General features: G+C 71.7%; 22 protein-coding genes. 12 read left to right on the forward strand and 10 right to left on the reverse strand.

Features of this window, described 5'->3' with window-relative positions:
• The first annotated feature begins 394 nt into the window (after positions 1 to 394).
• The 4 genes from ACZ6TB_RS47985 to mmsB all read left to right on the forward strand — a co-directional run bounded on the left by ACZ6TB_RS47985 (position 395) and on the right by mmsB (position 5,411).
• A complete protein-coding gene (locus tag ACZ6TB_RS47985) occupies positions 395 to 1,342 on the forward strand; it encodes a hypothetical protein (protein ID WP_465568334.1) in 948 nt (315 codons plus the stop codon).
• A gap of 183 nt (positions 1,343 to 1,525) precedes the next feature.
• Positions 1,526 to 2,638, forward strand: a complete 1,113-nt coding sequence (chvE, locus tag ACZ6TB_RS47990; RefSeq protein ID WP_465568337.1) for a multiple monosaccharide ABC transporter substrate-binding protein — start codon at positions 1,526 to 1,528, stop codon at positions 2,636 to 2,638.
• Positions 2,638 to 4,167 (forward strand): multiple monosaccharide ABC transporter ATP-binding protein, encoded by a 1,530-nt coding sequence (gene mmsA / locus ACZ6TB_RS47995; protein ID WP_465568340.1) that lies wholly within the window; start codon positions 2,638 to 2,640, stop codon positions 4,165 to 4,167. Before chvE ends, mmsA begins: the two co-directional genes overlap by 1 nt.
• On the forward strand, positions 4,164 to 5,411 hold the full coding sequence (gene mmsB, locus ACZ6TB_RS48000; RefSeq protein ID WP_465568342.1) for a multiple monosaccharide ABC transporter permease: 1,248 nt from the start codon (positions 4,164 to 4,166) through the stop codon (positions 5,409 to 5,411). Before mmsA ends, mmsB begins: the two co-directional genes overlap by 4 nt.
• A gap of 223 nt (positions 5,412 to 5,634) precedes the next feature.
• On the opposite strand, the gene ACZ6TB_RS48005 is transcribed toward mmsB, so the two are convergent.
• Positions 5,635 to 6,198: a MerR family transcriptional regulator gene (locus ACZ6TB_RS48005; protein WP_465568345.1), complete on the reverse strand. Its 564-nt coding sequence runs from the start codon at positions 6,196 to 6,198 to the stop codon at positions 5,635 to 5,637.
• A gap of 125 nt (positions 6,199 to 6,323) precedes the next feature.
• Between ACZ6TB_RS48005 and ACZ6TB_RS48010 the strand changes: the two genes are divergently transcribed.
• Positions 6,324 to 7,745, forward strand: a complete 1,422-nt coding sequence (locus tag ACZ6TB_RS48010; RefSeq protein WP_465568348.1) for a pectate lyase — start codon at positions 6,324 to 6,326, stop codon at positions 7,743 to 7,745.
• Positions 7,746 to 7,803: 58 nt separating this feature from the next.
• Here ACZ6TB_RS48010 and ACZ6TB_RS48015 read toward each other — a convergent pair whose 3' ends face one another.
• Positions 7,804 to 9,447, reverse strand: coding sequence for a GMC oxidoreductase (locus tag ACZ6TB_RS48015; protein WP_465568351.1), 1,644 nt, complete (start codon positions 9,445 to 9,447; stop codon positions 7,804 to 7,806).
• A 49-nt stretch (positions 9,448 to 9,496) separates the two neighbouring features.
• Here ACZ6TB_RS48015 and ACZ6TB_RS48020 point away from each other — a divergent pair, with 49 nt between their 5' ends.
• A complete protein-coding gene (locus tag ACZ6TB_RS48020; RefSeq protein WP_465568354.1) occupies positions 9,497 to 10,267 on the forward strand; it encodes an alpha/beta fold hydrolase in 771 nt (256 codons plus the stop codon).
• On the opposite strand, the gene ACZ6TB_RS48025 is transcribed toward ACZ6TB_RS48020, so the two are convergent.
• Positions 10,262 to 11,104 carry an alpha/beta hydrolase gene (locus ACZ6TB_RS48025; RefSeq protein ID WP_465568357.1) on the reverse strand — a complete coding sequence of 281 codons (843 nt, stop codon included), beginning with the start codon at positions 11,102 to 11,104 and terminating at the stop codon, positions 10,262 to 10,264. The genes ACZ6TB_RS48020 and ACZ6TB_RS48025 overlap by 6 nt on opposite strands.
• An 84-nt stretch (positions 11,105 to 11,188) precedes the next feature.
• On the opposite strand from ACZ6TB_RS48025, the gene ACZ6TB_RS48030 reads away from it, so the two are divergent.
• The 4 genes from ACZ6TB_RS48030 (at position 11,189) to ACZ6TB_RS48045 (ending at position 15,232) form a co-directional block, all read left to right on the forward strand.
• Positions 11,189 to 11,527 carry a winged helix-turn-helix transcriptional regulator gene (locus tag ACZ6TB_RS48030; protein WP_465568359.1) on the forward strand — a complete coding sequence of 113 codons (339 nt, stop codon included), beginning with the start codon at positions 11,189 to 11,191 and terminating at the stop codon, positions 11,525 to 11,527.
• A 35-nt stretch (positions 11,528 to 11,562) separates the two neighbouring features.
• Positions 11,563 to 11,754: a hypothetical protein gene (locus ACZ6TB_RS48035; RefSeq protein WP_465568362.1), complete on the forward strand. Its 192-nt coding sequence runs from the start codon at positions 11,563 to 11,565 to the stop codon at positions 11,752 to 11,754.
• 77 nt (positions 11,755 to 11,831) lie between these two features.
• Complete coding sequence (locus ACZ6TB_RS48040) at positions 11,832 to 13,796, forward strand: AMP-dependent synthetase/ligase (RefSeq protein WP_465568364.1); 1,965 nt, start codon at positions 11,832 to 11,834, stop codon at positions 13,794 to 13,796.
• Positions 13,793 to 15,232, forward strand: a complete 1,440-nt coding sequence (locus tag ACZ6TB_RS48045; RefSeq protein WP_465568367.1) for a flavin-containing monooxygenase — start codon at positions 13,793 to 13,795, stop codon at positions 15,230 to 15,232. The genes ACZ6TB_RS48040 and ACZ6TB_RS48045 overlap by 4 nt, the downstream gene beginning before the upstream one ends.
• On the opposite strand, the gene ACZ6TB_RS48050 is transcribed toward ACZ6TB_RS48045, so the two are convergent.
• From ACZ6TB_RS48050 to ACZ6TB_RS48065, 4 genes are all read right to left on the reverse strand, one after another.
• Entirely contained in the window at positions 15,226 to 15,432 is a 207-nt protein-coding gene (locus tag ACZ6TB_RS48050) for a hypothetical protein (RefSeq protein WP_465568370.1), read from the reverse strand. The genes ACZ6TB_RS48045 and ACZ6TB_RS48050 overlap by 7 nt on opposite strands.
• Before the next feature lie 23 nt (positions 15,433 to 15,455).
• Positions 15,456 to 15,665, reverse strand: a complete 210-nt coding sequence (locus ACZ6TB_RS48055; protein ID WP_465568373.1) for a sulfotransferase domain-containing protein — start codon at positions 15,663 to 15,665, stop codon at positions 15,456 to 15,458.
• A gap of 93 nt (positions 15,666 to 15,758) precedes the next feature.
• Complete coding sequence (locus tag ACZ6TB_RS48060; protein WP_465568376.1) at positions 15,759 to 16,379, reverse strand: hypothetical protein; 621 nt, start codon at positions 16,377 to 16,379, stop codon at positions 15,759 to 15,761.
• Positions 16,376 to 16,723, reverse strand: coding sequence for a hypothetical protein (locus ACZ6TB_RS48065; RefSeq protein ID WP_465568379.1), 348 nt, complete (start codon positions 16,721 to 16,723; stop codon positions 16,376 to 16,378). The genes ACZ6TB_RS48060 and ACZ6TB_RS48065 overlap by 4 nt, the downstream gene beginning before the upstream one ends.
• Before the next feature lie 38 nt (positions 16,724 to 16,761).
• Between ACZ6TB_RS48065 and ACZ6TB_RS48070 the strand changes: the two genes are divergently transcribed.
• Together ACZ6TB_RS48070 and ACZ6TB_RS48075 are read left to right on the forward strand one after the other, a co-directional pair.
• Positions 16,762 to 20,832, forward strand: coding sequence for a P-loop domain-containing protein (locus ACZ6TB_RS48070; protein WP_465568381.1), 4,071 nt, complete (start codon positions 16,762 to 16,764; stop codon positions 20,830 to 20,832).
• Between the two features lie 74 nt (positions 20,833 to 20,906).
• A complete protein-coding gene (locus ACZ6TB_RS48075) occupies positions 20,907 to 23,318 on the forward strand; it encodes a glycoside hydrolase family 95 protein (RefSeq protein WP_465568384.1) in 2,412 nt (803 codons plus the stop codon).
• Here ACZ6TB_RS48075 and ACZ6TB_RS48080 read toward each other — a convergent pair.
• Genes ACZ6TB_RS48080 through ACZ6TB_RS48090 form a run of 3 tightly spaced genes read right to left on the reverse strand, consistent with a single transcriptional unit; the run spans position 23,297 to position 25,800 of the window.
• Positions 23,297 to 23,554 carry a hypothetical protein gene (locus tag ACZ6TB_RS48080; protein WP_465568387.1) on the reverse strand — a complete coding sequence of 86 codons (258 nt, stop codon included), beginning with the start codon at positions 23,552 to 23,554 and terminating at the stop codon, positions 23,297 to 23,299. The genes ACZ6TB_RS48075 and ACZ6TB_RS48080 overlap by 22 nt on opposite strands.
• 3 nt (positions 23,555 to 23,557) lie before the next feature.
• A complete protein-coding gene (locus ACZ6TB_RS48085) occupies positions 23,558 to 24,415 on the reverse strand; it encodes a serine hydrolase (RefSeq protein ID WP_465568390.1) in 858 nt (285 codons plus the stop codon).
• Positions 24,403 to 25,800, reverse strand: coding sequence for an alpha/beta hydrolase (locus ACZ6TB_RS48090; protein ID WP_465568393.1), 1,398 nt, complete (start codon positions 25,798 to 25,800; stop codon positions 24,403 to 24,405). Before ACZ6TB_RS48090 ends, ACZ6TB_RS48085 begins: the two co-directional genes overlap by 13 nt.
• Positions 25,801 to 25,807: the final 7 nt, after the last annotated feature.

A 25,807-nucleotide genomic window follows, 5' to 3' on the forward strand; every position in this document is an offset into this window, starting at 1 on the left:
CTTGTCTGGGAGACTGGAATCCCCTTTTGAACCACTGGTGTCACGGCCCGAGGGGCAGGGTTGGCGGGGGAACCCCCCCGAGGCGGGGTCAGGCCGTCCCCCCCCGCCACGATCGGGCCGCGCCCCTGGGTCGCGGCGATCGGAACCGGCGGGACCGGGCCGGCCCACTCGGTCCGCCGCCTCGGACCGTCATCGACCACCACGAGCGCCGCCGCCACGGCCGCGGCGGCCGGGTCGGGCGGCGGAGATCGTCGCATGCGCATCCTTCGACGTGGCGGGTTACCGCGACGATCCGGCACCGGCGCGATGCTCGGCAACGGATCGGTGACGGCGGCTTCCGTTCCTGGCGTAAATCCGCCACACTTCAGCCCGATCTCGGAGGCGGGGAGACGCCATGCAGGCGGATGTGCTGGGCCTCGGGGCCGACCAGGCGGCGGCCTACCGCGCCCTGATCACCGTGCCGTCGGCGGCGGCCGCCGAGTTCGCGACGCTGCTGAGCATCTCCGGCGCGGAGGCCCGCGACCTGCTCGCCGGGCTCGAGGCGGCGGGGCTGGCCGTGCGCAGCCTCGGGGACGCCGAGCGGTTCGTGGCCACGCCGCCGGCCACCACGCTGCGCGACTCGCTGCGTCGCCGGCGGGAGGAGCTGCAGCGGGCCGAGGCCGAGCTGGGGGTGCTCGACGAGGTCTACCGGGCGGCGGCCCAGCGCCGCGGGGCGCCGGGCGTGGTCGACGTGGTGCTCGGGGCGGCCGCGGTGCGGGAGGTGTTCGGGCGGCTTCAGCTCGGCGCGCGCGACGAGGTCATGACGCTGGTCAAGGCGCCGATCTCGCTGATCAGCGCGGCCGAGAACGTCGAGGAGGACAGCGCCGTGGCCCGCGGAGTGCGTTACCGGGTGGTGTTCGAGCGGGCGATGCTCGACGAGGAGCCGGGGGCGTTCGAGCGGATCGTGGCGGCGCGCGCGGCCGGCGAGGAGATCCGGATCGCCGAGAGCCTGCCGTGCAAGCTGCTCATCGCCGATCGCGAACAAGCGCTGATGCCACTTGCGGGGCACGGGCCGGGAGCTCTCCTCGTACGGGAAAAAGGTCTGCTCGATGCTCTTTCGGCGCTCTTCGAGTCGGAGTGGCGGGACGCGGCCGCGGTCGTGCGGACGCCCGAGCTCGACGAGCTGGACGCGCGGATCGTGAGCCTGCTGATGACCGGGCTGACCGACGAGGCCGTCGCGACGCATCTCGGCACGTCGTTACGCACGGTCCAGCGGCGGGTGCGGCACCTGATGGAGATGACCGGCGGGCGCACCCGCATGCAGCTCGGTTTTCACGTCGCCCGTCTCGGTTGGCTGGACTGACGAACACCGTCTGTTATCGATAACAATTCGGACTCTGCCGCGCTCGGCAACGTTTGGGAAACAAGTTTCCCGAACATGTCGCTCACGTTGCGAGAATCGTTGACACCGTCGTTGTTAGCGTTCACACTCGACGCCACGCCGCTGCCCCCGACAAAGGAGTTAAGCGCAATGAGATTTTCCCGGATGGGGGCCGTCGCCTCCGCCGTCGTCCTTACCGCCGCCCTCGCGGCCTGTGGCTCGAGCGAGAAGACCGCCGACAAGGCGGCCTCGGGAGGCGACACCAAGGGCGCGCTGATCGGTGTCACCATGCCCACCAAGTCCTCCGAGCGGTGGATCTCGGACGGTGACAACCTGAAGAAGCAGCTCGAGGCCCTCGGCTACCAGGTCGACCTCCAGTACGCCGAGAACGACATCCCCACCCAGACCCAGCAGCTGGACAACCAGATCACCAAGGGCGCCAAGCTGCTGATCATCGCCTCGATCGACGGCACCGCGATCACCACCCAGCTGGAGAACGCGAAGGCCAACAACATCCCGGTCATCGCGTACGACCGCCTGATCCGCAACAGCCCGAACGTGGACTACTACGCCACGTTCGACAACGCCAAGGTCGGCGTGCAGCAGGCGACCTCGCTGCTGACCGGTCTCAAGGTGCTCAACGCGGACGGGTCGAAGGGCACGGCCAAGGGCCCGTTCAACGTCGAGCTGTTCGCCGGCTCGCCGGACGACAACAACGCGACGTTCTTCTTCAACGGTGCGATGACGGTGCTCAAGCCGTACATCGACAGCGGCACGATCGTGGTCAAGAGCAAGCAGACCGACTTCAAGACCGTCGCGATCCTCCGCTGGGACCCGGCGACCGCGCAGAAGCGCATGGAGGACCTGCTGACCTCGACCTACAAGGGTGGCGCCAAGGTCGACGGCGTGCTGTCGCCCTACGACGGCCTCTCGATCGGCATCCTGTCGGCGCTGAAGAGCAACGGCTACGGCACGGCCGCGCAGAAGTACCCGGTGGTCACGGGTCAGGACGCCGAGCTCGCGTCGGTCAAGTCGATCATCGCGGGTGAGCAGTACTCCACGATCTACAAGGACACCCGCGAGCTGGCCAAGACCACGGTCGCGATGGCCGACGCCGTGCTCAAGGGTCAGAAGCCCACGGTCAACAACACCACCGACTACGACAACGGCAACAAGGTCGTCCCGTCGCAGCTGCTGCAGTCGGTGATCGTCGACAAGACCAACTACCAGAAGGTCCTGGTGGACGGCGGCTACTACACCCAGGCGCAGCTCGGGTAATGAGCGACACCATCCTCTCGATGCGGGGCATCACCAAGACGTTCCCCGGGGTCAAGGCCCTGTCGGACGTGAACTTGGCGGTGCTCCGCGGCGAGATCCACGCGATCTGCGGGGAGAACGGCGCCGGGAAGTCCACCTTGATGAAGGTGCTTTCCGGCGTCTACCCGTACGGAGACTATGAAGGTGAGATCACCTTCGACGGCGAGCCCTGCCGGTTCGGCGGCATTCGCGACAGCGAGCACCGCGGCATCGTGATCATCCACCAGGAGCTCGCCCTCGCGTCGAACCTCTCCATCGCCGAGAACATCTTTCTCGGCAACGAGCAGGCGAAGCGGGGCATCATCGACTGGAACAAGACCAACGCCGCGGCCGCGGAGCTGCTGCGCCGGGTCGGGCTCGACGAGAACCCGGTCACCCAGGTGCTCGACCTCGGCGTCGGCAAGCAGCAGCTGGTGGAGATCGCGAAGGCGCTCTCCAAGGAGGTGCGGCTGCTGATCCTCGACGAGCCGACTGCGGCGCTCAACGACGAGGACTCGGCACACCTGCTCGATCTGCTGCGGGGGCTGCGCGACTCCGGCATCACCTGCGTGATCATCTCGCACAAGCTGAACGAGGTGCTGTCGATCGCCGATCGCGTGACCATCCTGCGCGACGGCAAGACGGTCTCGTCCTCGGCGGTTGCCGACCTGACCGAGAACAAGATCATCTCGGGGATGGTCGGCCGGGATCTCGATCACCGGTTCCCGCCGCACGTCTCGAGCGTGGGGGAGGAGATCTTCCGCGTCGAGGACTGGACTGTCCACTCACCGACCCAGCACGGCCGGCTGTTGGTGGACAAGGCGTCCCTGTCGCTCCGGCGTGGCGAAATCGTCGGGCTTGCCGGCCTCATGGGCGCCGGCCGGACCGAGCTGGCGATGAGCGTCTTCGGCCGCGCCTACGGCGCGAACATCAGCGGGCGCATCTTCAAGGACGGCAAGGAGATTCGCCTGCGGTCGGTGCGGGACGCGATCAAACACGGCATCGCGTACGCGACGGAGGACCGCAAGCGATACGGCCTGAACCTGATCGAGGACATCAAGCGGAACGTCTCCGCGGCCGGCCTCGGACGGCTCTCGCGCCGGGGCTGGGTCGACGACAACGAGGAATTCAAGATCGCCGACGGGTACCGGAAGTCGTTGAACATCAAGGCGCCGAGCGTCCTGAGCGTCACCGGCAAGCTCTCCGGCGGCAACCAGCAGAAGGTAGTGCTGTCCAAATGGATCTTCACCGATCCGGACGTGCTGATCCTCGACGAGCCGACCCGCGGCATCGACGTCGGCGCCAAGTACGAGATCTACACGATCATCAACCGGCTCGCCGACGAGGGGAAGGCCGTCCTGGTCATCTCCAGCGAGCTGCCCGAGCTGCTCGGGTTGTGCGACCGCATCTACACCCTCTCGGCCGGCCGGATCACCGGTGAGGTGCCGCGCGCCGAGGCCACCCAGGAGGGCCTGATGACCCTGATGACCGCCGGACAGGAACCGTCATGACCGCTCCCACCAATGCCGACCTCGCCCTGGACACCGCACCGGCGCCCGCGGAACCGTCCCCCGGCGGCCGTCGCTTCTCGATCAACCTGCGGCAGAGCGGGATCTACATCGCGTTCGCGCTGATCGTGCTGCTGTTCACGGTGCTGACCGGCGGCGACATGCTCGCGCCGCAGAACATCAGCAACATCATCGTCCAGAACTCGTACATCCTGATCCTGGCGATCGGGATGATCCTGGTGATCATCGCGGGCCACATCGACCTGTCCGTGGGCTCGATCGTGGCGGCATGTGGCGCGATCTCCGGCGTCCTGATGGTCGAGCACCACATGGCGTGGCCGGTCGCGCTCGTGATCACGCTGGTGTTCGGTGCGCTGATCGGCGCGTGGCAGGGCTACTGGGTCGCCTACTTCGGCATCCCGGCGTTCATCGTCACGCTCGCCGGCATGCTGCTGTTCCGGGCGATCACGCTGTCCATCCTCGGCAACCGGGGCATCGGCCCGTTCCCGGATGCGGTCCGCACCCTCTCCAACGGGTTCACCCACGGTTACCTCGGCAACGTCGGGCTCGGCGCACTCGGCGGCGCCGACCTGTTCAGCCTGCTGATCGGCGTGATCGCGGTGGCCGGCATCGTGGCGACCCAGTGGCGCTCGCGGGCCGGCCGGCTGCGCTACGGCCAGGCGGTCGATCCGTTCCCGGTGTTCATCGCGAAGATCGTGGTGGCCGCCGTCGTGGTCATGTTCGTGGTCGTGCAGCTGGCCCGGTTCCGCAACCTGCCGTGGGTGCTCGTGCTGCTGGCCGGGCTGGTGCTCGGCTACTCGCTGCTGGCCAACCGGACGGTCTTCGGCCGCCAGATCTACGCGGTCGGCGGCAACCTGCAGGCGGCCACGCTGTCCGGCGTGAAGGTCAAGTCGATCGTCTTCTGGATCTTCGTGAACATGGGCGTGCTGTCGGCGCTGGCCGGCATCATCTTCGCCGGCCGGCTCAACCAGGCGAACCCGACCGCCGGCAACCAGTTCGAGCTGGACGCGATCGCGGCGGCGTTCATCGGCGGCGCGGCCGTCCAGGGCGGCGTCGGCAAGGTCGTGGGCGCGATCACCGGTGGCCTGATCATGGGCGTCATCAACAACGGCATGAGCCTGATCGGCGCCCCGTCGGAGCGGGTCATGCTCGTGAAGGGCGCCGTCCTGCTGGCGGCGGTGGCCTTCGACGTCTGGACGAAGCGCCGCGCGGGCGCTTCGCGCTGAGGTTGTCGCGCTGATCGGCCGCGCGTATAGGTGAGCAGAGCTGGTGTTGCTCTGCTCACCTTGGCGTGCGTGGTGCGTATTGGTGAGCAGAGCTGTTGTCGCTCTGCTCACCTTGGCGTGCGTGGTGCGTATGGGTGAGCAGAGCTGTTGTCGCTCTGCTCACCTTGGCGTGCGTGGTGCGTATTGGTGAGCAGAGCTGTTGTCACCCATACGGCGCCGGGCGTCAGCCTCCCATCAGGCGGGCCCGGGTGCGGACCATCTCGGCTTGCTGCTCCTCCGGCAGGGCGGCCCAGCCCTCGGCCCGCTTCCGGCTCATCTCGGCCCGCTCCTCGGGGGTCAGCAATGCGGACTGTTCCCGGCGGTGGCGGTTCATCTCCTCGATCTGCTCGGGTGTCAACGGCTGGCTCATCGTGACCATCTCCTCGATCAACGTGACGAACTGGTCCGTGTCCTGCATGCCGTCGAGCAGCCGGCGCAGGCTTGCGCGTACCTGCTGGGCCTGACGGATGCGTTCCTCGGTCGCGGCGAGCTGGCGCTCGAGGATTTCCCTCTGGTCCTCGGCGCCGGCCGCCAGGGTCGCCGCTATGTCGCGCAGCGACAGGCCGAACTCGCGCAACGCCAGGATCATGTGCAGCCGGCGGACGTCGCCGCCGGTGTAGCAGCGATGCCCGCCCGCCGTGCGCGCCGACGGCACCAGCAGACCCAGCCGGTCGTAGTGGTGCAGGGCCCGCACGGTCACCCGGGTCGCCCGGGCCAGCTCGCCGATCCGCCATTGCTGTTCGGTCATGTCCCGAACGCTAGGTCCTGACGCGGGGTCAGGTTCAAGTTCAAATTTTCTTCGATCTCCGGGCAACCTTTCCGGGCCGCCGGACCACTAGATCGCGAAGGACGTTGATCTGGAGGAGCGCACGGATGAAGCACGGAGAAAAAGGGCGCCGGGCGGTCATCGCCGGTGGCTTCGCGGCCGTCGTGGCGGCGGCCGCCGGCATCACGGCGACGGCGTTCGCCGGAAGCACGGCGGCGTCGCTGAGCGACAACTTCGAGGACGGCGACGCGAGCGGGTGGTCGAAGTCCGGTGGCAGCTGGGCGGTCGTCACCGACGGCACCAAGGCGCTGCGGCAGGCGGACGCGGGGAGCGCGCTGGCCCGGGAGTTCGCCGGGGACAGCGGGTGGACCGACTACACGCTGACCGCCTCGGTGAAGGCGGCCTCGCTCGGCGGGGCGGGCAGCGCGGCCGGGATCGCGGCGCGGGCGGGCGGGGCGCACGAGTTCGACCGGGTGGTGCTCGCGCCGGGTGCGGCGCGGCTCGAGGAGGTACGCGGGTCGGCCGTCACCGTGCTCGGCAGCACGACGCTGTCGTCGGCCGCCGGGGCCTGGCACACGCTGCGGATCGACGTGTCGGGCGGGACCGTGACCGGCTATGTGGACGGTGTGCGCGTCGGCAGCGGGGCCACGAAGCTGACCCAGGGCCGGATCGGGCTGATCACGGCGGCGGCGTCGGCATCGTTCGACGACGTCGCGGTGACCGGCGCGACGGGAGCGCCCACGACGACCCCGAGCGCAACAAAGTCCGCGACGGCATCGCCGACCGCGACGGCATCGCCGACCGCGACGGCATCGCCGACCGCGACGGCATCGCCGACCGCGACGGCAGAACCCGCCACCTGGCCGACGCCGACCGCCACCACCACGCTGACCGCCACCAAGGCGGTGACCGGCACCTTCGACGGTGGCAACGCCGAGTTCATCGGCGGGGGAGACCTCGGCGACGGCGGCCAGGGCGAGGGCCAGGACCCGCTGTTCGACCTGGCCGACGGCGCCACGCTGGCCAACGTCGTCATCGGCGCCCCGGCCGCCGACGGCGTGCACTGCCTCGGCAGCTGCACCCTGCGCAACGTCTGGTGGCGGGACGTGGGCGAGGACGCGGCCACGTTCAAGGGCACCTCGGCGTCGCAGACCATGACCGTCGTCGGCGGCGGGGCGATGCACGCGTCGGACAAGGTGTTCCAGCACAACGGGCCGGGGACGTTCGTCATCAAGGACTTCCAGGCGGCCGACATCGGCAAGCTCTACCGCTCGTGCGGCAACTGCTCGAAGCAGTTCGCCCGGCACGTGCAGGTCTCGAACGTCACGGTGACCGCCCCGCTGAAGACGCTGGTCGGCATCAACCCCAACCTCGGGGACACCGCGACGATCACCGGCGCGACCATCGTCGGCGGCACGGCCAAGAACGTGTGCGCGCTGTTCAAGGGCGTGACGAGCGGGGAGCCGACGCAGACCGGCAACGTCCCGGACGGGGTCGCCTGCATCGCCACCGGCATCACCCTCGAATAGGACCGGCCCGCGGGGTGCGGCGGCACCCTGTGGCCGAGGCGCGCCGGCCCAGAGCCCATCAGCCTGGTTCTGGGCCGGCGAGCCGCAACGCTCCCGGCGCCGTGGGCGGCACGGCGGGGCGCACGGGCGGAACGGGTGCGATGCGTCGATAGGGGTCGCCGAGGGCCGGTCGCGGGTCGGGCGAGCCGGCGTTGGGCCACATGCTGACGGCACGCTCGGCGAGCGCCGTGATGGTCAGCGACGGGTTCACGCCCAGGTTGGCCGCCACCGCGGAACCGTCGATCACGTGGACGCCCGGGTGGCCGTACAGGCGATGGTAGGGGTCGATAACCGCGCCGATCGCGCAGCCGCCGATGAAATGCCCGGTGACCGGCCGGCCGATCAGCTCGGTCACGGCGCCCAGCGGCACCCCGTCGATCTTGCCGGCCACCCGCCGGGCCACGTCGTGCGCGGCCGGCACCCACACCGGGTTGGGCTCGCCCACGCCCGGCTTGCTGCGCAGCCGCCCGCGCCGCCGGAAGAGCGTGATGGAGTTGTCCAGCGGTTGCATCCCGAGCAGCACGATCGTCTGCTGCGACCATTTGCGCGGCGAGATCAGCAGACGCAGGTCCTTCCGGCCGCGGACGAGCGCTTTCACCCCCGCCAGCAGCCGCGATCGCCCGCCCGTGTCGTCGACCAGCACCGTCGCCAGCAGCGCCAGCAGGTTGCTGCCCCGGCCGTAGCGCACCGGCTCGACATGGGTGGCCGGGTCGGGATGGATCGATGACGTGATGGCGACGCCCTTGCTGAAATCGGCGTCACGCGCGCGGGCCCGGGCGCCGAGAATCGACTCCGAGTTGGTGCGGCTGAGCTCGCCGAGGCGCGCCGAGATGCCCGGCAGGCGTCCCCGGTCCCGCAAGCGATGCAGCAAGCGCTGCGTGCCGAGCGCACCGGCTGCGAAAATGACCTGCTGGGCGGTGACCTCACCCTGGGCGATTCCGCCGGTTTTGCGGGTACGGATGGAGAAGCCCCCACCACCGAGCAATCGCAGATCGGTGACCGTCGTCATGGCCCGCACCTCGGCGCCCGCCTGCTCGGCCAGATACAGATAGTTCTTCACCAGCGTGTTCTTCGCACCGACCCGGCACCCGGTCATGCACGCCCCGCACAGCGTGCACGGCCGGCGCTCGGGCCCGGCCCCGCCGAAGAACGGGTCGGGCCGATCGGCGGAGAAGAGAACCCCGACGGGCGTGCGGCGATAGGTGTGCCCCACGCCCAGGTCGTCGGCCACCGACTTCAGCGCGCGGTCGGCGGCCGTCTCGACCGGGTTCACGGTCACGCCCAGCATCCGCTTGGCCTGGTCGTAGAACGGGGCCAGCTCGGATTTCCAGTCGGTGATGGCCGACCACTGCGGATCGTCGAAGAAGCTGTCCGGCGGCTCGTACAGGGTGTTCGCGTAGCCGAGCGACCCACCACCCACCCCGGCGCCCGACATGATCAGGGCGTGGCGCAGCAGGGTCAGCCGGAGGATGCCGTAGCAGCCGAGCGCCGGGGCGTAGAGGTAGCGGCGCAGCCGCCAGGACGTCGGGGCGAACTCGTCGTCGGCGAAGCGGCGGCCCGCCTCGAGGACCGCGACCCGGTAGCCCTTCTCGGTCAGGCGTAGCGCGCTGACGCTGCCGCCGAACCCGGAGCCGATGATGACGACGTCGAAGTCATGCGCCATGGCGTACGGTGGCACCGTTGTTGGCAACATGTCAACAAGGGGAGGCGCGGTGCATCACGAACGACGAGGAAAGCCGGGGAGTGGCCGCCCGATCGTCCTCGTGCACGGCATCGGCAGCCGCTGGCAGGTGTGGCGACCCGTTCTCGACCGGCTCGCCGCCCACCACGACGTGATCGCCCTCGACCTGCCGGGCTTCGGGGGCAGCCCGCACGACGGCGTCGCCGGGTCGGTGCCGCATCTGGCCGACCGGGTGGCGGAGTTCCTCGCCGGGCTCGGCGTCGACCGGCCGGCGATCGGCGGCAGCTCGCTCGGCGGCGGCGTCGCGCTCGAGCTGGCCCGCCGGGGCGTGGCCCGGTCGGTGGTGGCGTTCTCGCCGGTCGGCTTCTTCTCCGATCGGGGCGCGGCCTGGTGCCGCACGGTCGTCACCGCCGCCCGGGCCGGAGGCGGCGCGCTGAGCCCGGCCCTCCCGAGGCTGTTCGCCACCCGCGCGGGCCGGGTCGCGTTGTGCGGCATCTTCTACGGCCGTCCCGCCTCGTTGCCGCCGGCCGAGTGCCTCGAGGACGCGCGCGCCCTGGTCGCCGCCCCCGGCTTCACCGCCGCCCGCCGGGCGCTCGGGTCCTGGCGGCTGACCGAGCCGATCCCGGACGTGCCGATCACCATCGCCTGGGGCGACCGCGACCTGGTGCTGCCCTACCGGCAGGCGGCGCGGGCCCGCGAGGTGCTTCCCGGGGCCCGGCACGTACGCCTCGCGGGCTGCGGCCACCTGCCGTTCGCCGACGACCCGGTCACCTGCGCGAGGCTGCTGCTCGAAACGTCATAGGTGCTGGTGGAGGAACGCGGCGGCGGCCTCGGCGGCCCGCGAGACGTACGGCTCGACGTCGTAGAGATCGATGTGCTGCCGCGCGTCCAGCCAGAGCATCTCCTTCGGTCCGGTTGCCTCGTCGTACAGAGCCTCGGCGAGCGAAGGGGAGCAGTACGCGTCGACGCGCCCGTGCACCACCAGCAGCGGTGTGCCGGTCAGCAGCGGCGCCGCGCCCAGTGCGTCGAAGGTCATCAGCGAGTGCAGCGAGCCGTAGGTGACCCGGTTCTCCCAGTGCTCGGCCTTCGACCGGGCGGTGCCGTAGTACTCGTACGGCTCGTCCCCGCCCATCGCCGCGGTCGCGCCGCCCGGGGCGACGGCCGGCAGCTCCTCGTCGTAGCGCTCGAGGAAGGACGCCAGCGCCTCCCGGTAGCCGGACGGGTCGCCGGCGCTGAACCGGACCGGGCTGTTGTAGGCGCCCGCGATCCCGGCCACCGCCTTCACGCGCGGGTCGGCGGCGGCGGCCCGCACCGCGTACCCGCCGCCGAGGCAGACGCCGACCACGCCGACCCGGTCGGTGTGCGCCGACAGCAGACTCACCGCCGCCCGCAGATCGGCGAGCTTGCCCTGGCTGTCCTCGTGCGCGCGCCGGCCGCCGCTCTCGCCGAACCCGCGGTGGTCGAAGGCCAGGGTGCTGATCCCGAGGCGGTGCAGCTTCTCGGCGTACGTGCCGATGACCTGTTCCTTGACCCCGGTGAAGGGGCCGGTCAGCGCGACCGCGGGAGCGCCCTCGGAGGCCAGCGCGAGGTTGCCGACCAGCTCGACGCCGTCGGCCTCGAACGTGACCCGTGCAGACATGTGCCGTTCCCTTCGCCGTCTATCGTGGGCTCGACGGTAGGTCGTCCGGCCACGCCCGGACAGAAGGCACTTCGAGGTGCGTATATGGCGCTGGTCATCCCGGACGTGCTCGAGGAGGGCTGCACGACCCGGCAGGCCCTGGAACGGCTCGCCTCGAAATGGCGGGTGCTGCTGGTCTACGCGCTGCTGGCGGGGCCGCAGCGGCATGCCGAGCTGCGCCGCCGGGTCGCCGGGATCAGCCAGAAGGTGCTGACCGAGACGCTGCGCGACATGGAGAGCGACGGCCTCGTGCAGCGCCGGGTGCTCAAGGAGACGCCGCCGCAGCACGTCGAGTACGCGCTGACCGAGCTCGGCAAGACCCTCCAGGAGCCGCTGGCCGCGATCTGCGCGTGGGCGGCCCGGGCCAATCCCCCCATCGAGTGACGGCCGGCAACATCAAAACGCAGCACCATGGACGCGTGGATTGGGTAGCGCTGATCGGCGCGATCATGGGCTCCGTTTCGGGCGTGGCCGCGCTCTACACCGGACGGCGCACCCGGGCGCTGCTCGTCCTCGCGGGCGTGCTGCTGACCTTCGCCGTCGTGCTCGGCGCCTACAGCACGGTGCGGAAAGGGGACGCCGCGGCGGGTGTGGCGATCGTGGCCCGATAGCCGCCGGACGCTATTGGCAGGGTGTCAACAGGCTGCTACTTTCGGGCGCAGGAATCGGCGCGCCGAGAGGGGAAGCCATGAGCCACCCCCGCAACACCGTCCTGGAATCTACCACTATCGATGAGTCGGCGCCGCCGGGAACCATGGTGGCGGCGTTCGCGCGGACCGTGGCCGCGCGCGGGGACGAGGTCGCTCTCCGCGCCGCCGGCGGCGGTCCGTCCTACACCTGGTCCGAGTACGCCGCCCGGGTCGCCGAGATCGCCGGCGGCCTCGCCGCGCGCGGCGTGCAGCGGGGCGACGCGGTCGCGCTGCTGCTCACGAACCGGCCCGAGTTCCACTTCGCCGACACCGCCGTCCAGCACCTCGGCGCGGTGCCGTTCTCCTGCTACAACACGTCGTCGCCGGAGCAGCTCGGCCATCTGCTGCGGGCCTCCGGCGCGCGGGTCGTCGTCACCGTGCGCCTGCTGGCGCCGGCCATCGCCGGCCACCTGGGCGATCCGTCGGGCCCGCTGCGGCTGCTCGTCCTGGTCGACGGCGACCGGCAGGACCGCGACGGCGAGGACGGCGGCGGCAGCACCGCGCCGCCGGAGGACGGCGAGGACGGCGACCGCGTCGGGACCGGCGAGGACGGCGGCAGCACGGCGCCCCCCGAAGAGGACGGCGACGGCGAGGGCACCGAGCACGAGCCCGACGGCGAGGACGGCGGCGGCAGCACGGTGTCGCTCGCCGACCTCGTGGTCCCGGGGTTCGACCTCGAGGCGGCGGCGTCGGCGGTGACCGGGGACGACCTGCTCACGCTGGTCTACACCTCGGGCACCACCGGCACCCCCAAGGGCGTCGAGATCACCCACGCGAACATGGTGGCCATGGTCTCGGCCACGGCGCCGCTGGTCGGCGTACGACCGGGTGATCGTTTGATCTCGTTCCTGCCCGCCGCCCACATCGCCGACCGCTGGGCCTCGCACTACCTGCATCTCTGGGCCGGCACCGAGGTCACCTGCCTCACCGACCACCGGCGGATCGCCGCCGCGCTGGTCGAGGTGCGCCCGACGCTGTTCGGCGGCGTCCCGCAGGTCTGGCTGCGCCTGGTCGCCGGCATCAAGCGGCTGGCCGACCCGGTCATGGCCGCCGCCGTCGAGCAGTCCGTGGAGATCGGGCGGCAATATCTGCGCGCGCGGGCCGCCGGCGAGATCCCGGCCGACCTCGACGCGCTGCACGCCGCCGCCGACCTCAAGGTACTGGGACCGCTGCGGGCGAAGCTCGGCCTCGACCAGGTGCGGGTGGCGGTCACGGCCGCGGCCCCGACGCCGCCCGAGGTCATCGAGTTCGTGAACGCGATCGGCGTCCCGCTGATCGAGGCCTGGGGCATGTCCGAGCTGTCCGGCATGGGGACGATGGTGCCGCTCGGCGAGGTGCGGCCGGGCTCGATCGGGCTGCCCATCCCGGGGCTCGAGGTGCGGCTGCTCGACGACGGCGAGCTGCTCGTGCGCGGGCCGGTGGTCATGCGCGGCTACCGCGACCAGCCGGGGGAGACGGCCGCCGCGATCGACGCCGACGGCTGGCTGCACACCGGCGACGTGGCGACCCGCGACCCCGACGGCTACCTGCGCGTCGTCGACCGCAAGAAGGAGCTGCTGATCACCGAGGGCGGCAAGAACATCGCCCCGGCCGCGGTCGAGCTCGCGCTGCGCACCGCCTGCCCGCTGCTGGCGCAGGCGGTGGTGATCGGCGACGCCCGGCCCTATCTGACCGCGCTGCTCGTGATCGATCCGGAGGTGGCCGGCGCCCTCGGCATCGCCTTCTCCAGCCCGTCGGAGCTCGTTTCCCTCCCCGCCGTCCGGGCCGCGGTGGCGGCCGGGGTCGCGGCCGCCAACGCCACGCTGTCCCGGGCCGAGCACGTGCGCGCCTACGAGCTGCTCCCCGAGGTGTGGCCGCCGGGCGGCGACCTGGTCACCCCGACCATGAAGGTCCGGCGAGGCGCGGTTCTGCGGCGGTACGCGGGAAGCGTCGACGCCCTCTACGACCGGGCGACCGCGGGGTGAGACCGCCGCGGGTGGTCGTGATCGGGGCCGGTTTCGGGGGCATCGCCGCGGCGGCCGCGCTGCTGAGGGCCGGCCACACCGACGTCGTGCTGCTGGAGAAGGCGTCCGGGATCGGCGGGGTGTGGCGGGACAACTCCTATCCGGGGTGCGCCTGCGACGTGCCGGCGCCGCTCTACTCGTACTCGTTCGCGCCCAATCCCTCGTGGTCGCGCCGCTTTCCGCCGCACGGCGAGATCCTCGACTATCTGCACCGGACCGCCACGCGACTCGGCATCGTGTCGAGGGTGCGGTTCGGCACCGAGGTGACCGGCGCGGAATGGGACGCGGACGCCGAATGCTGGCGGGTGCACACCTCGGCGGGCGATCTGGAGGCCGACGTTCTGGTGCCCTCGGTCGGCCAGTTGAGCCGGCCGGCCACGCCTCTTCTGCCCGGGGCCGGGTCCTTTTCCGGAACGGCGGTGCACACCGCGCAATGGCATGACGGGATCGACGTTGCCGGCCAACGGGTCGCGGTCATCGGGACCGGGGCCAGCGCCATTCAGCTCGTGCCCGCGATCGCCGGGCGGGCGGCGCACGTCACCGTCTTTCAGCGCAGCGCGCCCTGGACCCTGCCCAAGCCCGACCGCCGGTATGGGGCCGGCCGCCGCGCGGCGTACCGTCGCATGCCGTTGTTGATGCGCGGGCCGCGGGCGGGGACCTGGGCGATGACGTGGGTGACCGGAAAGGCGGTGACCGGGAATCCGGTGGCGGGCGCCTTTCTGCGGGGCGTCTCCACGGCGCAGCGGCGCATTCAGGTGCGGTCCAGGGAACTGCGGGCTCGGGTGACGCCGACCGAGCCGATGGGCTGCAAACGGGTGCTGTTCACCAGCGCCTGGCTGCCCGCGCTCGCCCGCGACGACGTCTCGCTGGTCACCTCGGCGATCACCGGGATCGAGCCGGCCGGGATTCGGACGGCCGAGGGGACGCTGCACGAATGCGACCTCATCGTGTACGCGACCGGGTTCGCGGCCACCGAGTTCCTGGCGCCGATGTCCATCACCGGGCGGGCGGGCGCCAAACTCGAGCAGGAATGGTGCGATGGGGCGTACGCCTATCTGGGTGTCGCCGTTCCCGGTTTTCCGAACCTGTTCCTGATGTACGGGCCGAACACGAACACGGGGAACACGTCGGTCATCTATTTCCACGAGGCGCAGGCGCGCTATCTGGTGCAGGCGGTCGCGCGGATCGCGGCGTCCGGGCGGCCGCTCGAGGTGCTTCCCGGGCGCGCGTCGACCTATGACGCCGAGATGCAGTGGCGGCTGGCCCGCAGCGTGTGGGCCGGATGCCGGAGCTGGTATCGCACCGCGAGCGGCCGCATCGTGACGAACTGGCCGGGAATGGCGTCCGAATACCGGCGGCGCACGCGAACGCTCGACCCCGCGGATTACGGTCAGTAACCGGTTTCGTTGCCGTTCTCCCGCCAGGCTCTCCGTCGCGGCGAGGCGATCCGCCGGATCGGCGCGTCGTATGCCGCGCGGTCCCCGGCGGTGAGAACGGTGCGCCATTGCCCGGCGCGGCCGTCGCGGAAGAAGGCCTGCCGGTCGCGGAAGAGGCCGAGCCGCTCGTCCGGCGCCAGGTCGGCGGCCCGCGCCCGCATGGCGCCGAAGGTGGCCGCCTCGATCAGTTCGGGGCCCGGCGGGTCCGCGCCGATGACGGGGTGTGCGTCTTGATGATCCGCCGATGCCGTTGCGCGTCGAGCCTCGCCGTGACCTCGTCGATGGGCCGCAGCCGCATGTCGAGCCACGGCGACAGCTCGGTCAGCGGCGCCGGCAGTTCGGCGCGCCGATGAACGAGCAGCGCGCAGATCATCTGCATCCAGGTGGTCCGCATTTGGACGGCGCGCTGACGACGATGTCGCCGGGCCGCAGCGTGAAATGCCGCCAGCGCGTGCTGTCGGCGAGGCCGCCGGCGAGACCCGCATCTCTATCGGCCGATGGACTTCGGGCACGGGCCGAGCGAGATGCCGGCCGCGGTCATCTTGACCGAGGCGCCGGCCGACAGTTCGGCGACCATCTCGCCGCCCCGGAACAGGCAGGTCGGGGCGGCGGGGGTGCTCGTGGTGGGCGCGAACCAGGTGATGCCGACGGCGACCGCCAGGAGGGCGACCCCGGCCAGTGTCGTCCCGAGGGCGTTGCGAAACCGCTGCTGGGCATCCATGGCCGCCGCCTGCCGGGCGCTCAGCACCTTCTCGGCGAGACCGGTCACCGGGCTCGGCATGATCTCGTCGAGCTTCGCCGGACTGCCGTAGGCGCTCCGGTACGCCTCCAGCGTCGCGTAGATCAGGGCGGCCAGGGCCACGAGCACGAGCGCCCCCACGCCGATCCGCCAGCCCAGCCCCAGATCCCGGGCCGACTGCGGGCCCTTGACCACGAGAGCGGTGGCGAGCAGGCCGGTCAGCGCCGCCAGCCCGGCCAGCCACTTCTCGGCCCGGCCCCGCACGATCGTCAGGCGCTCGCCGAGGTTGGCCCGCAGCGTCTCGGCCGCGTCCAGGTCGTCGACGCTGGGCCGGCCGGCCTTCAGCACCGGCTTTGGCGGGGTCGTCATCGCGCCGGTCCCACGATCGTCCATCGCCGCCCGCAGCTCTTCGCCCCGTCCCGCCCGTGGCTCGTGCCGCACCGGCAGGCGACCGGCACCTCCACGGTCGCGTCGGGCTCCGGCGTGATCGTCGTGGCCTCGCCGGGGCCTTGCTTGTCCACCGGCTGCGGGACGAGCGCGACGCGCCCCTGAGCGGGGGCGTGGCAGACCGGGCACGGGCCGCCCGCGTAGTAGTGCCGGACGCCGTCGTTCTCGGTCGACCACCACTCCCATCGGGATGGGTCGAGCCGATCGTCGACCACGACCTCATCGACGTAGGGCGCGGCGGCGTCGTGCGATCCTGCGTTCGCCATGACGGCAACGTAGCGTAGGCCCGGTATAGCATCCAGCGATGGCGCACCGCCTCGCCCTCGTGATCGGCTCGCAGTGTGCCGCTCTCGACCCGTTGCCGTTCCTGCCCGCGCGGCCGGGCGAGATCGACATCGAGGCCCTCCCCGCGGAGCAGCGGCTGCTTGTTCGTCTCCACCGCCTCCTCGTCGCAGGCCCGGGGGAGTGCGCCCCGGTCGAGGTGCCCGGCCAGGCCGTGCCCGGCCTTCTCCTCAGCCCGATGAAGGACGAGGCCGACGCGGCGCTTCGCTCCGCCATCTCGCAGGCCGACGCGCAGGAGTCGGTGCTGATCGTGCACTTTCTCGGGCATGGCAGCCCCTACCAGGCCGACCCCTACCGCCCGGCACGCCATTTCCTGCACGTGTGGGACACCGTCGAGAAGCCGGTGTCCACGGAGCCGGAGTCGAAGGGCTGGGACCCGTACGGCACCGTGGAGGCTCGCCTGCCGTTCGCCGGACGCATGGTCGGGCTGGTGCTGGTGGTCGACGCCTGCCGGGCCGGCTGGTCGAAATCGCAGGTCGAGCAGTGGGGTGGCATCCGCGACGGCCTCACCTCGGCCTGCTTGGCCGCCTCCGCCGACTCGGACGCGTGGAATGCCTGCCTCACCCGCACGATCGTGGAGGTGTTCGAGCGCGGGGTGCCCGCGGATCGGCATCCGCGACGCGCCCTCGTGCCCGATCTGATGGCGGCCGATCTGCGGTTCCTGGCCGAGAAGTCGTGCCGGCACCAGACGCCGCACCTGTCCGGCTTCCGCTCCGACGATCCCGTGCTGGTGCTCGCCCGCAACCTCGCCGCCAACCAGCTCGCCAAGGACCTCGGCCTCGACGCGGCGACCGAGTCGTTGCTCCTGCGGTCCGCCACCACCTATGTGCCGTTTGCCATTCAGCGGATCCGCGCGGCGATGGAGAACCACCGAGCCGTGGTCCTGATCGGTGGCGCAGGCACGGGGAAGTCGACGCTGGCCGCGGCGCTGCTGCGCCCGCCGAGCGCCGAGGTTCCGCTCGCCCTGGTGCAGGCGGCCGCCTTCGCGGCCACGGCGATCACGCAGACCGATCTGGCCGCGATGTTACGGCGTCAGCTCGAGCGGCTGCCGGGCTTCGCCGAGGCGGCCGCCCGGTTCGAGAGCCGGGACGCGGACCAGCTGGGCGACCTGGACGACTGGCAGAGGCTCGTCCTCGGCCCGCTGCGCGACTATGCGGGCCCGGTACGTCTGCTGATCGACGGACTCGACCAGTTCGAGGAACGCCCGGAGTTTCCGGCGATCGCCCGGTCCCTGCGCGCGCTGGTGGGCGAGTCCGCGCTCGGCCACGTGAGCCTCGTCGTGACGAGCCGGCATCCCTCGGCGATCGCCGGCCTGGACCAGGTCGTCGAGCTCCCCGCCATCGACGAGACCACGGCCCGGCGCTACCTCGAGGCGCGCGCCGTTCACGATGCCGGGGCCGAGCTCTTCCGGTTGTCCGGCGGACGATGGCTCCTTCTGCGCCTCCTGGCCGACATGGCCGCCCTCAGGCGGGGCGGCGGCGCCGCGACGCTGTCCGAGGCGTTCGATGAGCTCCTCGAGCCGGTCCTTCGCCAGGGCGGCGATCGGGCCGAGGCGCTTCTCGCCCTGCTGGCCGTGATGGGGGCCGGCCCTCGCCTGCCGATGCCGGTACTGCTCGCGGCGATGACCGAGATCGGTCGGCCGGTCAGCCGGGCGGAGGTCATGCGCCTCCTCGGCGGCGACGAGCTCCGCCGGGTGCTGGATCGGGTCCACGCGGGCGGGGCCGAGGAGCACGTCGGCCTTTTCCACCAGGCGCTGGTCGACCACGTGACCGGGCGCTTCGGCCGCGCCGCGGCACGCGACGCGGTCCTGGCCCATTGTCGCCGGTGGCGGGACCACGGCGATGCGTTCGCCCTGCAGCACCTGGCTCCGCTGCTGCTGGAGGCCGGCGCGCCGGCCGAACTCGACGCGACGCTGGGTGACTCCGAGTTCCTCGCGCTGGCAACCGCCAAGCTGGGACCGGCCGCGGTCCTGGAGATGCTTGCGATCGGCCGCGACGCCGGCGCGCCTCGCGTCGTAGAGCTGATGACCGCCTACCGGCTGACGATGCCGCTGCTCGTTCGCCTCGACGATCCGGCCCAGATGGCGGTGAACCTCCATGCCCGAGCGCGGGGACTGGTGACTCCGCCGGCCAGCCCGCCGGTGACCTGGCTGGAACCCGCCCCGGGATGGCCGCTGCCCGATCTGCCGCACTCAGACCTCCGGCGGTTCATCGAGGCCCGCGGCTGCACCGCGCTGGCGTGGAAGGACGACGGCGGGCTGGTGGTGGCGGGGGCACCAGGGGGATCCGCTCCCACCGAGGGCCACACCCTTCTCGACTTCGAAGTCGTCCGAACGCCGGACCACGTGACCTCACTGGCCCGGTCGGCCGGCGGCCGGCTCGCCCTGGCGACGTTGGACATCGCGGCCTACCTGCTGGAGAACGGCGCCGCCGCACCGCGCCACCTCCTCGATCATCCCGCGGCCGGCGGGCTCATCTACGCCGTGGCCTGGTCATCGGACGGCCGCCTGGCGCTGGCCGGGTCCGGCGGCTGGCTCGCCGTAGTGACCTTCTCCGGCGACGACGAGCGGCTCGCGACGGTCTTGACCCCCGACACCGGCCACCTCCGGTCGATCCAGGGCATTGCCTGGGCGGCCGACGACCGCCTCGCCGTCGCGGGACTCGGCGGCGCGATGGTGCTCGATCGGAACCTGCGGTCGGGCGAGCTGGTGGCCACGCCCGACGACGAGGTGAGAGCCGTCGCATGGTCGGCCGACGGCCGGCTGGCTCTCGGCGGCGCCGCGGGGGTCGCCGTGCGCGACGGCGCGAAGCTCCGGACGCTCGACCTCGGCGTCGAGATCTCCTCGTTGGACTGGTCCGCGGACGGGCGGCTGGCGGGCGGTGACCGTTCGTCGCACGGCCAGGTCTTCGTGTGGGACGTCGAGCAGGGCGGGCGCGTGGTTCTGGCCGGTCATGAGGGCGAGGTCACCGACGTCCGATGGTCGGCGACCATGCAACTTGCCTCCGTCGCCATCGATGGCGTGCGCATCTGGGAGCCCTCGCGCCAAGGGCCCGGCGACGCGTCGCGGCTGCCCTACATCGAATCCGTCGCGCTGAGCGGCGAACGCCTGGCCTGGCGGGGCGCCGAGACGCTGCGCATCAGGGAGCCCGGGGCGCGGGAGCGGGTGCTGCCCAGCCGACCCGAAGGGCATGTCGCCTGGACGGAGGACGGGCGCCTTATCGTTTCCGACGAGGAAGGCGGCATCGAGATCCGGCGCCCCGGCGGCAAGCGGCCGGCCCGATCGCTCGGCCGGCGGGTCGTGCCGGGGCGCGCGAATCTCGGCGTCAGCGCCGCCGGCGAGGTCGCCGTCCCGGCGTCTCAGGGCCTGATCTGGGTGTGGCAGCCGGAATCCGGGTCGGTGTGGGAGTTCGGGACCGACCGGGAGCTCTGGTCGTGGCGGGTGGACGACAAGGGCCGCCTGCTGGTCGGCTCGGTGCGGGTGGGGGCCTTCGACCGATGGGACCCGCCGACTCCGCGACAGAACCGGAGGTTCGAGGAGCGGCCGTCCGGCGGGCGGGGCTCGTTCTGGTCATTGCGATGGCACCCCGACGGCCGCCGCCTGGTCACCGGCATGTTCGACGGGTCGATTCACCTGTGGGACATCGCGGAGCGAGACCCCGTGCCGAGGCGCTTGAGCGTCGGTTCCCATCCCGTGTGGTCGGTGGACTGGTCGGCCGACGGGAGGCTGCTCGCCGCCGCGAGCGCCGGTGGCGTGCGGATCATCGACGGCGACGGGAAGCAGCTGCTGGAGATTCGCTCGCCGGGCACGACCAAGGCCGCTTGCTGGTCGGGCAACGACCTCCTCGCGACCGGCCGCGAGAACGGGCAGGTCGACGTGTACCGGTTGGCCGGCGGGCCGGCCGACAAGATCGCGTCCTTCGCGCTGGCGGCCGAGATCGGGCCGGACGCCGTCCGCTGGTCCGATGACGGCGAGCTGCTTTACGTCGGCACTAGCAAGGGCCTAGCGGTCTTCCGCCTGTCCACATCGAGGTAAGGCCTTTCCCGGGCTCGTGCGGCGGCCTACCCTCACCTTTGACATCGACACATGACGATCTCTTGGGGGGTCACGTGACGAACCGGGGAGTTTCGCGGCGGGCCGTGCTCGGGACGGGGGCCGCGGCCGGGACGGCGATCGCGGTGGGGCCGGGACCGGCGGCCGAAGCGGCGGCCGGGCGGCCCGATCCGGGGCTCACGCTCTGGTACGACGCGCCCGCCGCGGACTGGGAGAGCCGGGCGCTGCCGATCGGGAACGGGAACCTCGGGGCCATGGTGTTCGGGCAGGTGGTCAGCGAGGCGATCCAGTTCAACGAGAAGACACTGTGGAGCGGCGGGCCGGGGTCGGAGGGGTACGACTTCGGGAACTGGCGGGAACCCCGGCCGGGCGCCATCGCCGAGGTGCAGCGGGCCATCGAGGAACGTGAGCGGGTGGCGCCCGAGGAAGTGGCGGCCGAGCTCGGGCAGGCGCGCTACGGATACGGCAGTTATCAGAGCTTCGGGGATCTCACGCTGGTCTTTCCCGATCCGGGCGCGGTCACCGGCTATCGGCGGGCGCTCGACATCGACGCGGCGGTGGCCACGGTGGAATTCACCGCGGGGGACACCCATTTCGTACGCGAACACTTCGTCAGCCATCCCGACCGGGTCATCGTCGTGCGGCTGTCGGCCTCGCGCCGGGGCCGAATGTCGTTCACGGCGGGCGTGGCCCTGCCCGCCAATCGCACCGCCACGACCACGGCGAAGGGCGGCCGGATAACGGTCGCGGGCGCGCTCACCGACAACGGCCTGCGCTTCGAGGGTCAGGTCCTGGTGCGGGCCGCCGGCGGCACGGTGACCGGCAATGCCGACGGCACCGTGACCGTGACGGGGGCCGACGAGGCGACGATTCTCATCGCGGCCGGCACCGACTACTCCGACGCCTATCCGGCCTATCGCGGCGCCGACCCGCACGGCCGGGTCGGCACCGATCTCGACCGGGCCGCTTCCCGCTCGTACGGGCAGATCCGGGAAACGCACCAGCGTGACCATCGCGCGCTCTTCCGGCGGGTGGGGCTCGACATCGGCCAGCGCATGCCCGCCCTGCCGACCGATCAGGTGCTGGCCGCCTACCAGGGCGCCGGCGCGGCGGGCGACAAGGCGCTCGAGGCGCTGTTCTTCCAGTACGGCCGCTATCTGCTGATCGCCTCGTCGCGGGACGGACAGATTCTGCCGGCCAATCTGCAGGGCGTGTGGAACAAGTACGACGCGGCTCCGTGGAGCGCGGACTACCACACGAACATCAACATCCAGATGAACTACTGGCTGGCCGACGCCGGCAATCTCGGCGACACGACCGGGCCGTTGTTCGCGTTCATCGACGCGCTGCGGGCGCCCGGCCGGAAAACCGCGACGGAGATGTTCGGCAATCCGGGCTGGGTGGTGCACAACGAGACCAACGCGTACGGCTTCACCGGCGTCCACGACTGGCCGACGGCATTCTGGTTCCCGGAGGCCGCCGCCTGGCTGTGCCGCCATCTCTACGACCACTACCGGTTCACGCTGGACGGGCGGTTCCTGCGGACGCGCGCCTATCCGGTGATGAAGGAGATCGCCCGGTTCTGGCTGGACGAGCTGATCGCCGATTCGCGGGACGGCACGCTGGTCGCCTCGCCCAGCTATTCGCCCGAGCACGGCGATTTCACGGCCGGCGCGTCGATGTCCCAGCAGATCGTCTTCGATTTGTTCACCAGCGTGATCGAGGCCGCCGGCGTGGTCGGCGACGACCGCCTGAAGGCCGAGGTGACGGCGGCGAGAAAGCGGCTCGACCCGGGCACCCGGATCGGTTCCTGGGGCCAGTTGCAGGAATGGAAGGGCGACTGGGACGACCCCGCCGACGACCACCGCCATGTCTCCCATCTCTATGCGCTGCACCCCGGCCGGCAGATCTCGCCCGCTACCACGCCGGGGCTGGCCGCCGCGGCCGAGGTCTCGCTGCGGGCCCGCGGCGACGGCGGCACCGGGTGGAGCAAGGCCTGGAAGATCAACTTCTGGGCCCGGCTGCTGGACGGCGACCACGCGCACCTGATGCTCAGCGAGCAGCTCAAGACCAGCACGCTGGCCAACCTGTGGGACACCCACCCGCCGTTCCAGATCGACGGCAACTTCGGCGCCACGTCGGGTGTGCTGGAGATGCTGCTGCAGAGCCACGGCGACGAGGTCCACGTGCTGCCCGCGCTGCCGGGCGCATGGCCGGCGGGCCGGGTGACCGGCTTGCGCGCCCGCGGCGACCTGACCGTCGACATCGCCTGGCGCGACGGCGCCGCCCACACGATCACCGTCACGGCCGGGCAGTCCGTCCGCGCGACGCTGCGGAGCTCGCTCTTCGCCGCGCCGTATCGCTTGACCGAGGCGGCTTCCGGCCACGTGGTGAAGGCCGCCGGGGAGGGCGACCGGGTGACGTTCGCGCTGCGCCCCGGCGTCCGCTACGTGGCCACCCGCGCCTGACGGATGCCGCGCCACGCCGCCGCGCCCAGGAAGACGACGGGTGCGGCGGCGGCGCAGACGCGGGCGGCGACGACCGGGAGGCCGGCGTGCGTCTCGCCGGGGAAGCCCGGCGGCGGTAGCGGCGGCGTGAACCGCAGCCGCCGGTCCATGTGGTGCCAGCGGGTGACCTCCAGGGCGACGATCACCCAGCTGCCGACCCACAGGCCGCCGCTCGTCCACAGCACCACCCGCGTCACCGGTCAGCTCCCGCGCAGCTCGTCGATCAGGGCGCGGGCCACCCGGCCGATGCCCGCGTCGATCAGCGCCGGGTCGGTGGTCGTCGCCGGCGTGCTGCGGGTGAAGACGGCGACGGCGTACTGCTGCCCGTCCGGGAAGGTGACCACGGCCGCCTCGTTGCGGACCAGGCCCATCAGGCCCCCGCTCTTGGCGGCCACCGCCACCTCCGGGCCGAAGCCGGCCGCGATCCGGTGGCGGGTCAACTGCTGGGCCATCGCCGAACGTACCGCCGCGCAGACAGCGGGCGCCGCGGCCGCGTCGGTCCAGATCGCCTGCAACAGCCGCACCGTCTCGGCCGCGGTGGTCCGCCAGCCGCGAGCCGGATCGAGCGCGGCACTCGTGTGCAGGGCCTGACGGATCTCCGGCGTCGGGACAGTGGCGGCAAACTCGAGGTAAGACGCGGAGCCGGCCGCACGGGCCATCTCGTCGAGCGTGGAACGCAGGTCGCCGGTGATGCGGGTGCCGCGCAGGCCGAGCCCGGCGGTGAGCGCGTTGATCCGGTCCGTGCCGAGCAGCGCGATGAGCTCGTCGGTGGCCACGTTGTCGCTGATCGTCAGCATCTGGACGATCAGGTCGCGCACCGACATGCGTACCTCGTCGCGCAGCAGCGAGATGCCGGTCGGGCCGGGCGTGCGGGGCGAGGCCGGCAGCACGCGCATCTGCCGGCCGTCGAGGGAACCGGCCGCCAGCGCGATCTGAATCTTGGCCACCGACGCGGGAGAGACGGGCGCGTCGGCCCGCACGCCGATGCCGGAACCGCGAACCGGGGCCGCGAACGCGGCGCCGGTCACGGCCGGCTCGTCGAAAACTACGCGGGGCATGCCGGGGCGACGAAGAACGGGTGCGTGCCCTGGGTGAAGCGGCACCCGAACGTCGGCGACGCGACGGCGCGGGAGTTGAGGATCGCGTCGCCGGCCGGGCGGTGGCCGGAGTGGATCCAGCCGGTCAGGTCGTCGAACGCGGTGGTCAGCTCGGCCGCCGTGAAGTCGCAGTGGCCGGTGCCGCGAATGGCGCGGGAGACGAACAGCGAGGACTTGCCGTGGGCGGCGGCGCGGGCCGCGTACGTCTGCTCCATCGAGAAGGGCACGAAGAGGTCGCCGATGTCGTGCATGGACAGCACCGGGATCCGCGGGTTGCCGTCGACGCGCGGGATGCCGGCGAGGCCGGGATCGGCCGACGCGGTGTGCTTGACCCGCAGGACCGAGGCGTTCAGCCGCCACTCGTCGGCCGTCGGGAAGAGGCGGTCGGTGCTGCGGTAGAACGTGAAGCGGTTGTCGGTGACGTTCCCGGGCGCGATGTACGACGTGCCGCCGGACAGCCCCGGATAGAGCCCGAAGAGGAACGGCAGGTCGTTCAGCGGCGCCAGCGAGGTGGCCGTGTTCCAGTAGGCGAAGGCGCCGTCGAAGCCGGGCCGGTCCCCGCCGGTCCGCCGCTCGACCACCGACGACCAGGTCTGGCCGAGCGCGGTCAGGGCCGGCGGCTTGCCCACGTTGATCCCGAGCGCCGGGAGGATCCGGGCGGTGGAGGCGCGCCACGTGTCCTGATAGTCGGCCGGCGGCGAGAGCGGGAACGAGATGCGCACGCCGGCCAGCGCCGCCGCCGTCACGTTCGCGTCGAGGAAGTAGTCGAAGAGCTTGACGTCGCCCAGCACGCCGCAGACCGGCATCGCACCGGAGAAGGCGCGCGGATAGGTCTCGATCGCCACGGCGGTGATCTGCCCGCCCATCGACTCGCCGGACATGATGACGCTGCCCGCCGCATGACCGGTCACCTGGCGGAACAGACCGATCAGCGCGTACGAGTCACGCACGCCCTGCCCGACGTCATATCCGTTGGTCGCGTAGCTCGACGCCGCCCACGCGTACCCCGAGTCGATGAAGTGCGCTCGCAGCTCGGGACTGTCCACGTAGACGGTCGTGCCCTGGCCGCGGTAACCGTGCGCGAAGAGAACCAGCTTTCCGTTCCACCTCGACGGCACCTCGATGCGGTAGGCCGCGCCGGCGCTGATGCCGGTGTAGGCCCGGGCGCCCGGCAGCGCCACGAACGGCGCGCCCGAGATGTCGCACGCGGGATCGGCGACGAGATAGCCGGGCTGTGTGGTGCTCGGGGACGGCGCGGCACAGGTGGCCGCGTAGGCGGGTGCGGAACCGATGCCGACGGCTGCGACAAAAAGGAGAAAGGCCACGATCGCCCGACGAAGAATCATGAGGTTT

This window comes from Actinoplanes sp. NPDC051537, from assembly GCF_055586105.1.

Excerpts from the sequence above, each read along its gene's own strand:
- ACZ6TB_RS47985 (WP_465568334.1), top strand. The coding sequence starts at position 395 with ATGCAGGCGGATGTGCTGGGCCTCGGGGCCGACCAGGCGGCGGCCTAC.
- chvE (WP_465568337.1), top strand. The coding sequence starts at position 1,526 with ATGGGGGCCGTCGCCTCCGCCGTCGTCCTTACCGCCGCCCTCGCGGCC.
- mmsA (WP_465568340.1), top strand. The coding sequence starts at position 2,638 with ATGAGCGACACCATCCTCTCGATGCGGGGCATCACCAAGACGTTCCCC.
- mmsB (WP_465568342.1), top strand. The coding sequence starts at position 4,164 with ATGACCGCTCCCACCAATGCCGACCTCGCCCTGGACACCGCACCGGCG.
- ACZ6TB_RS48005 (WP_465568345.1), bottom strand. The coding sequence starts at position 6,198 with ATGACCGAACAGCAATGGCGGATCGGCGAGCTGGCCCGGGCGACCCGG.
- ACZ6TB_RS48010 (WP_465568348.1), top strand. The coding sequence starts at position 6,324 with ATGAAGCACGGAGAAAAAGGGCGCCGGGCGGTCATCGCCGGTGGCTTC.
- ACZ6TB_RS48015 (WP_465568351.1), bottom strand. The coding sequence starts at position 9,447 with ATGGCGCATGACTTCGACGTCGTCATCATCGGCTCCGGGTTCGGCGGC.
- ACZ6TB_RS48025 (WP_465568357.1), bottom strand. The coding sequence starts at position 11,104 with ATGTCTGCACGGGTCACGTTCGAGGCCGACGGCGTCGAGCTGGTCGGC.
- ACZ6TB_RS48030 (WP_465568359.1), top strand. The coding sequence starts at position 11,189 with ATGGCGCTGGTCATCCCGGACGTGCTCGAGGAGGGCTGCACGACCCGG.
- ACZ6TB_RS48040 (WP_465568364.1), top strand. The coding sequence starts at position 11,832 with ATGAGCCACCCCCGCAACACCGTCCTGGAATCTACCACTATCGATGAG.
- ACZ6TB_RS48050 (WP_465568370.1), bottom strand. The coding sequence starts at position 15,432 with ATGCGGGCGCGGGCCGCCGACCTGGCGCCGGACGAGCGGCTCGGCCTC.
- ACZ6TB_RS48055 (WP_465568373.1), bottom strand. The coding sequence starts at position 15,665 with ATGCGGACCACCTGGATGCAGATGATCTGCGCGCTGCTCGTTCATCGG.
- ACZ6TB_RS48060 (WP_465568376.1), bottom strand. The coding sequence starts at position 16,379 with ATGACGACCCCGCCAAAGCCGGTGCTGAAGGCCGGCCGGCCCAGCGTC.
- ACZ6TB_RS48065 (WP_465568379.1), bottom strand. The coding sequence starts at position 16,723 with ATGGCGAACGCAGGATCGCACGACGCCGCCGCGCCCTACGTCGATGAG.
- ACZ6TB_RS48070 (WP_465568381.1), top strand. The coding sequence starts at position 16,762 with ATGGCGCACCGCCTCGCCCTCGTGATCGGCTCGCAGTGTGCCGCTCTC.
- ACZ6TB_RS48085 (WP_465568390.1), bottom strand. The coding sequence starts at position 24,415 with ATGCCCCGCGTAGTTTTCGACGAGCCGGCCGTGACCGGCGCCGCGTTC.
- ACZ6TB_RS48090 (WP_465568393.1), bottom strand. The coding sequence starts at position 25,800 with ATGATTCTTCGTCGGGCGATCGTGGCCTTTCTCCTTTTTGTCGCAGCC.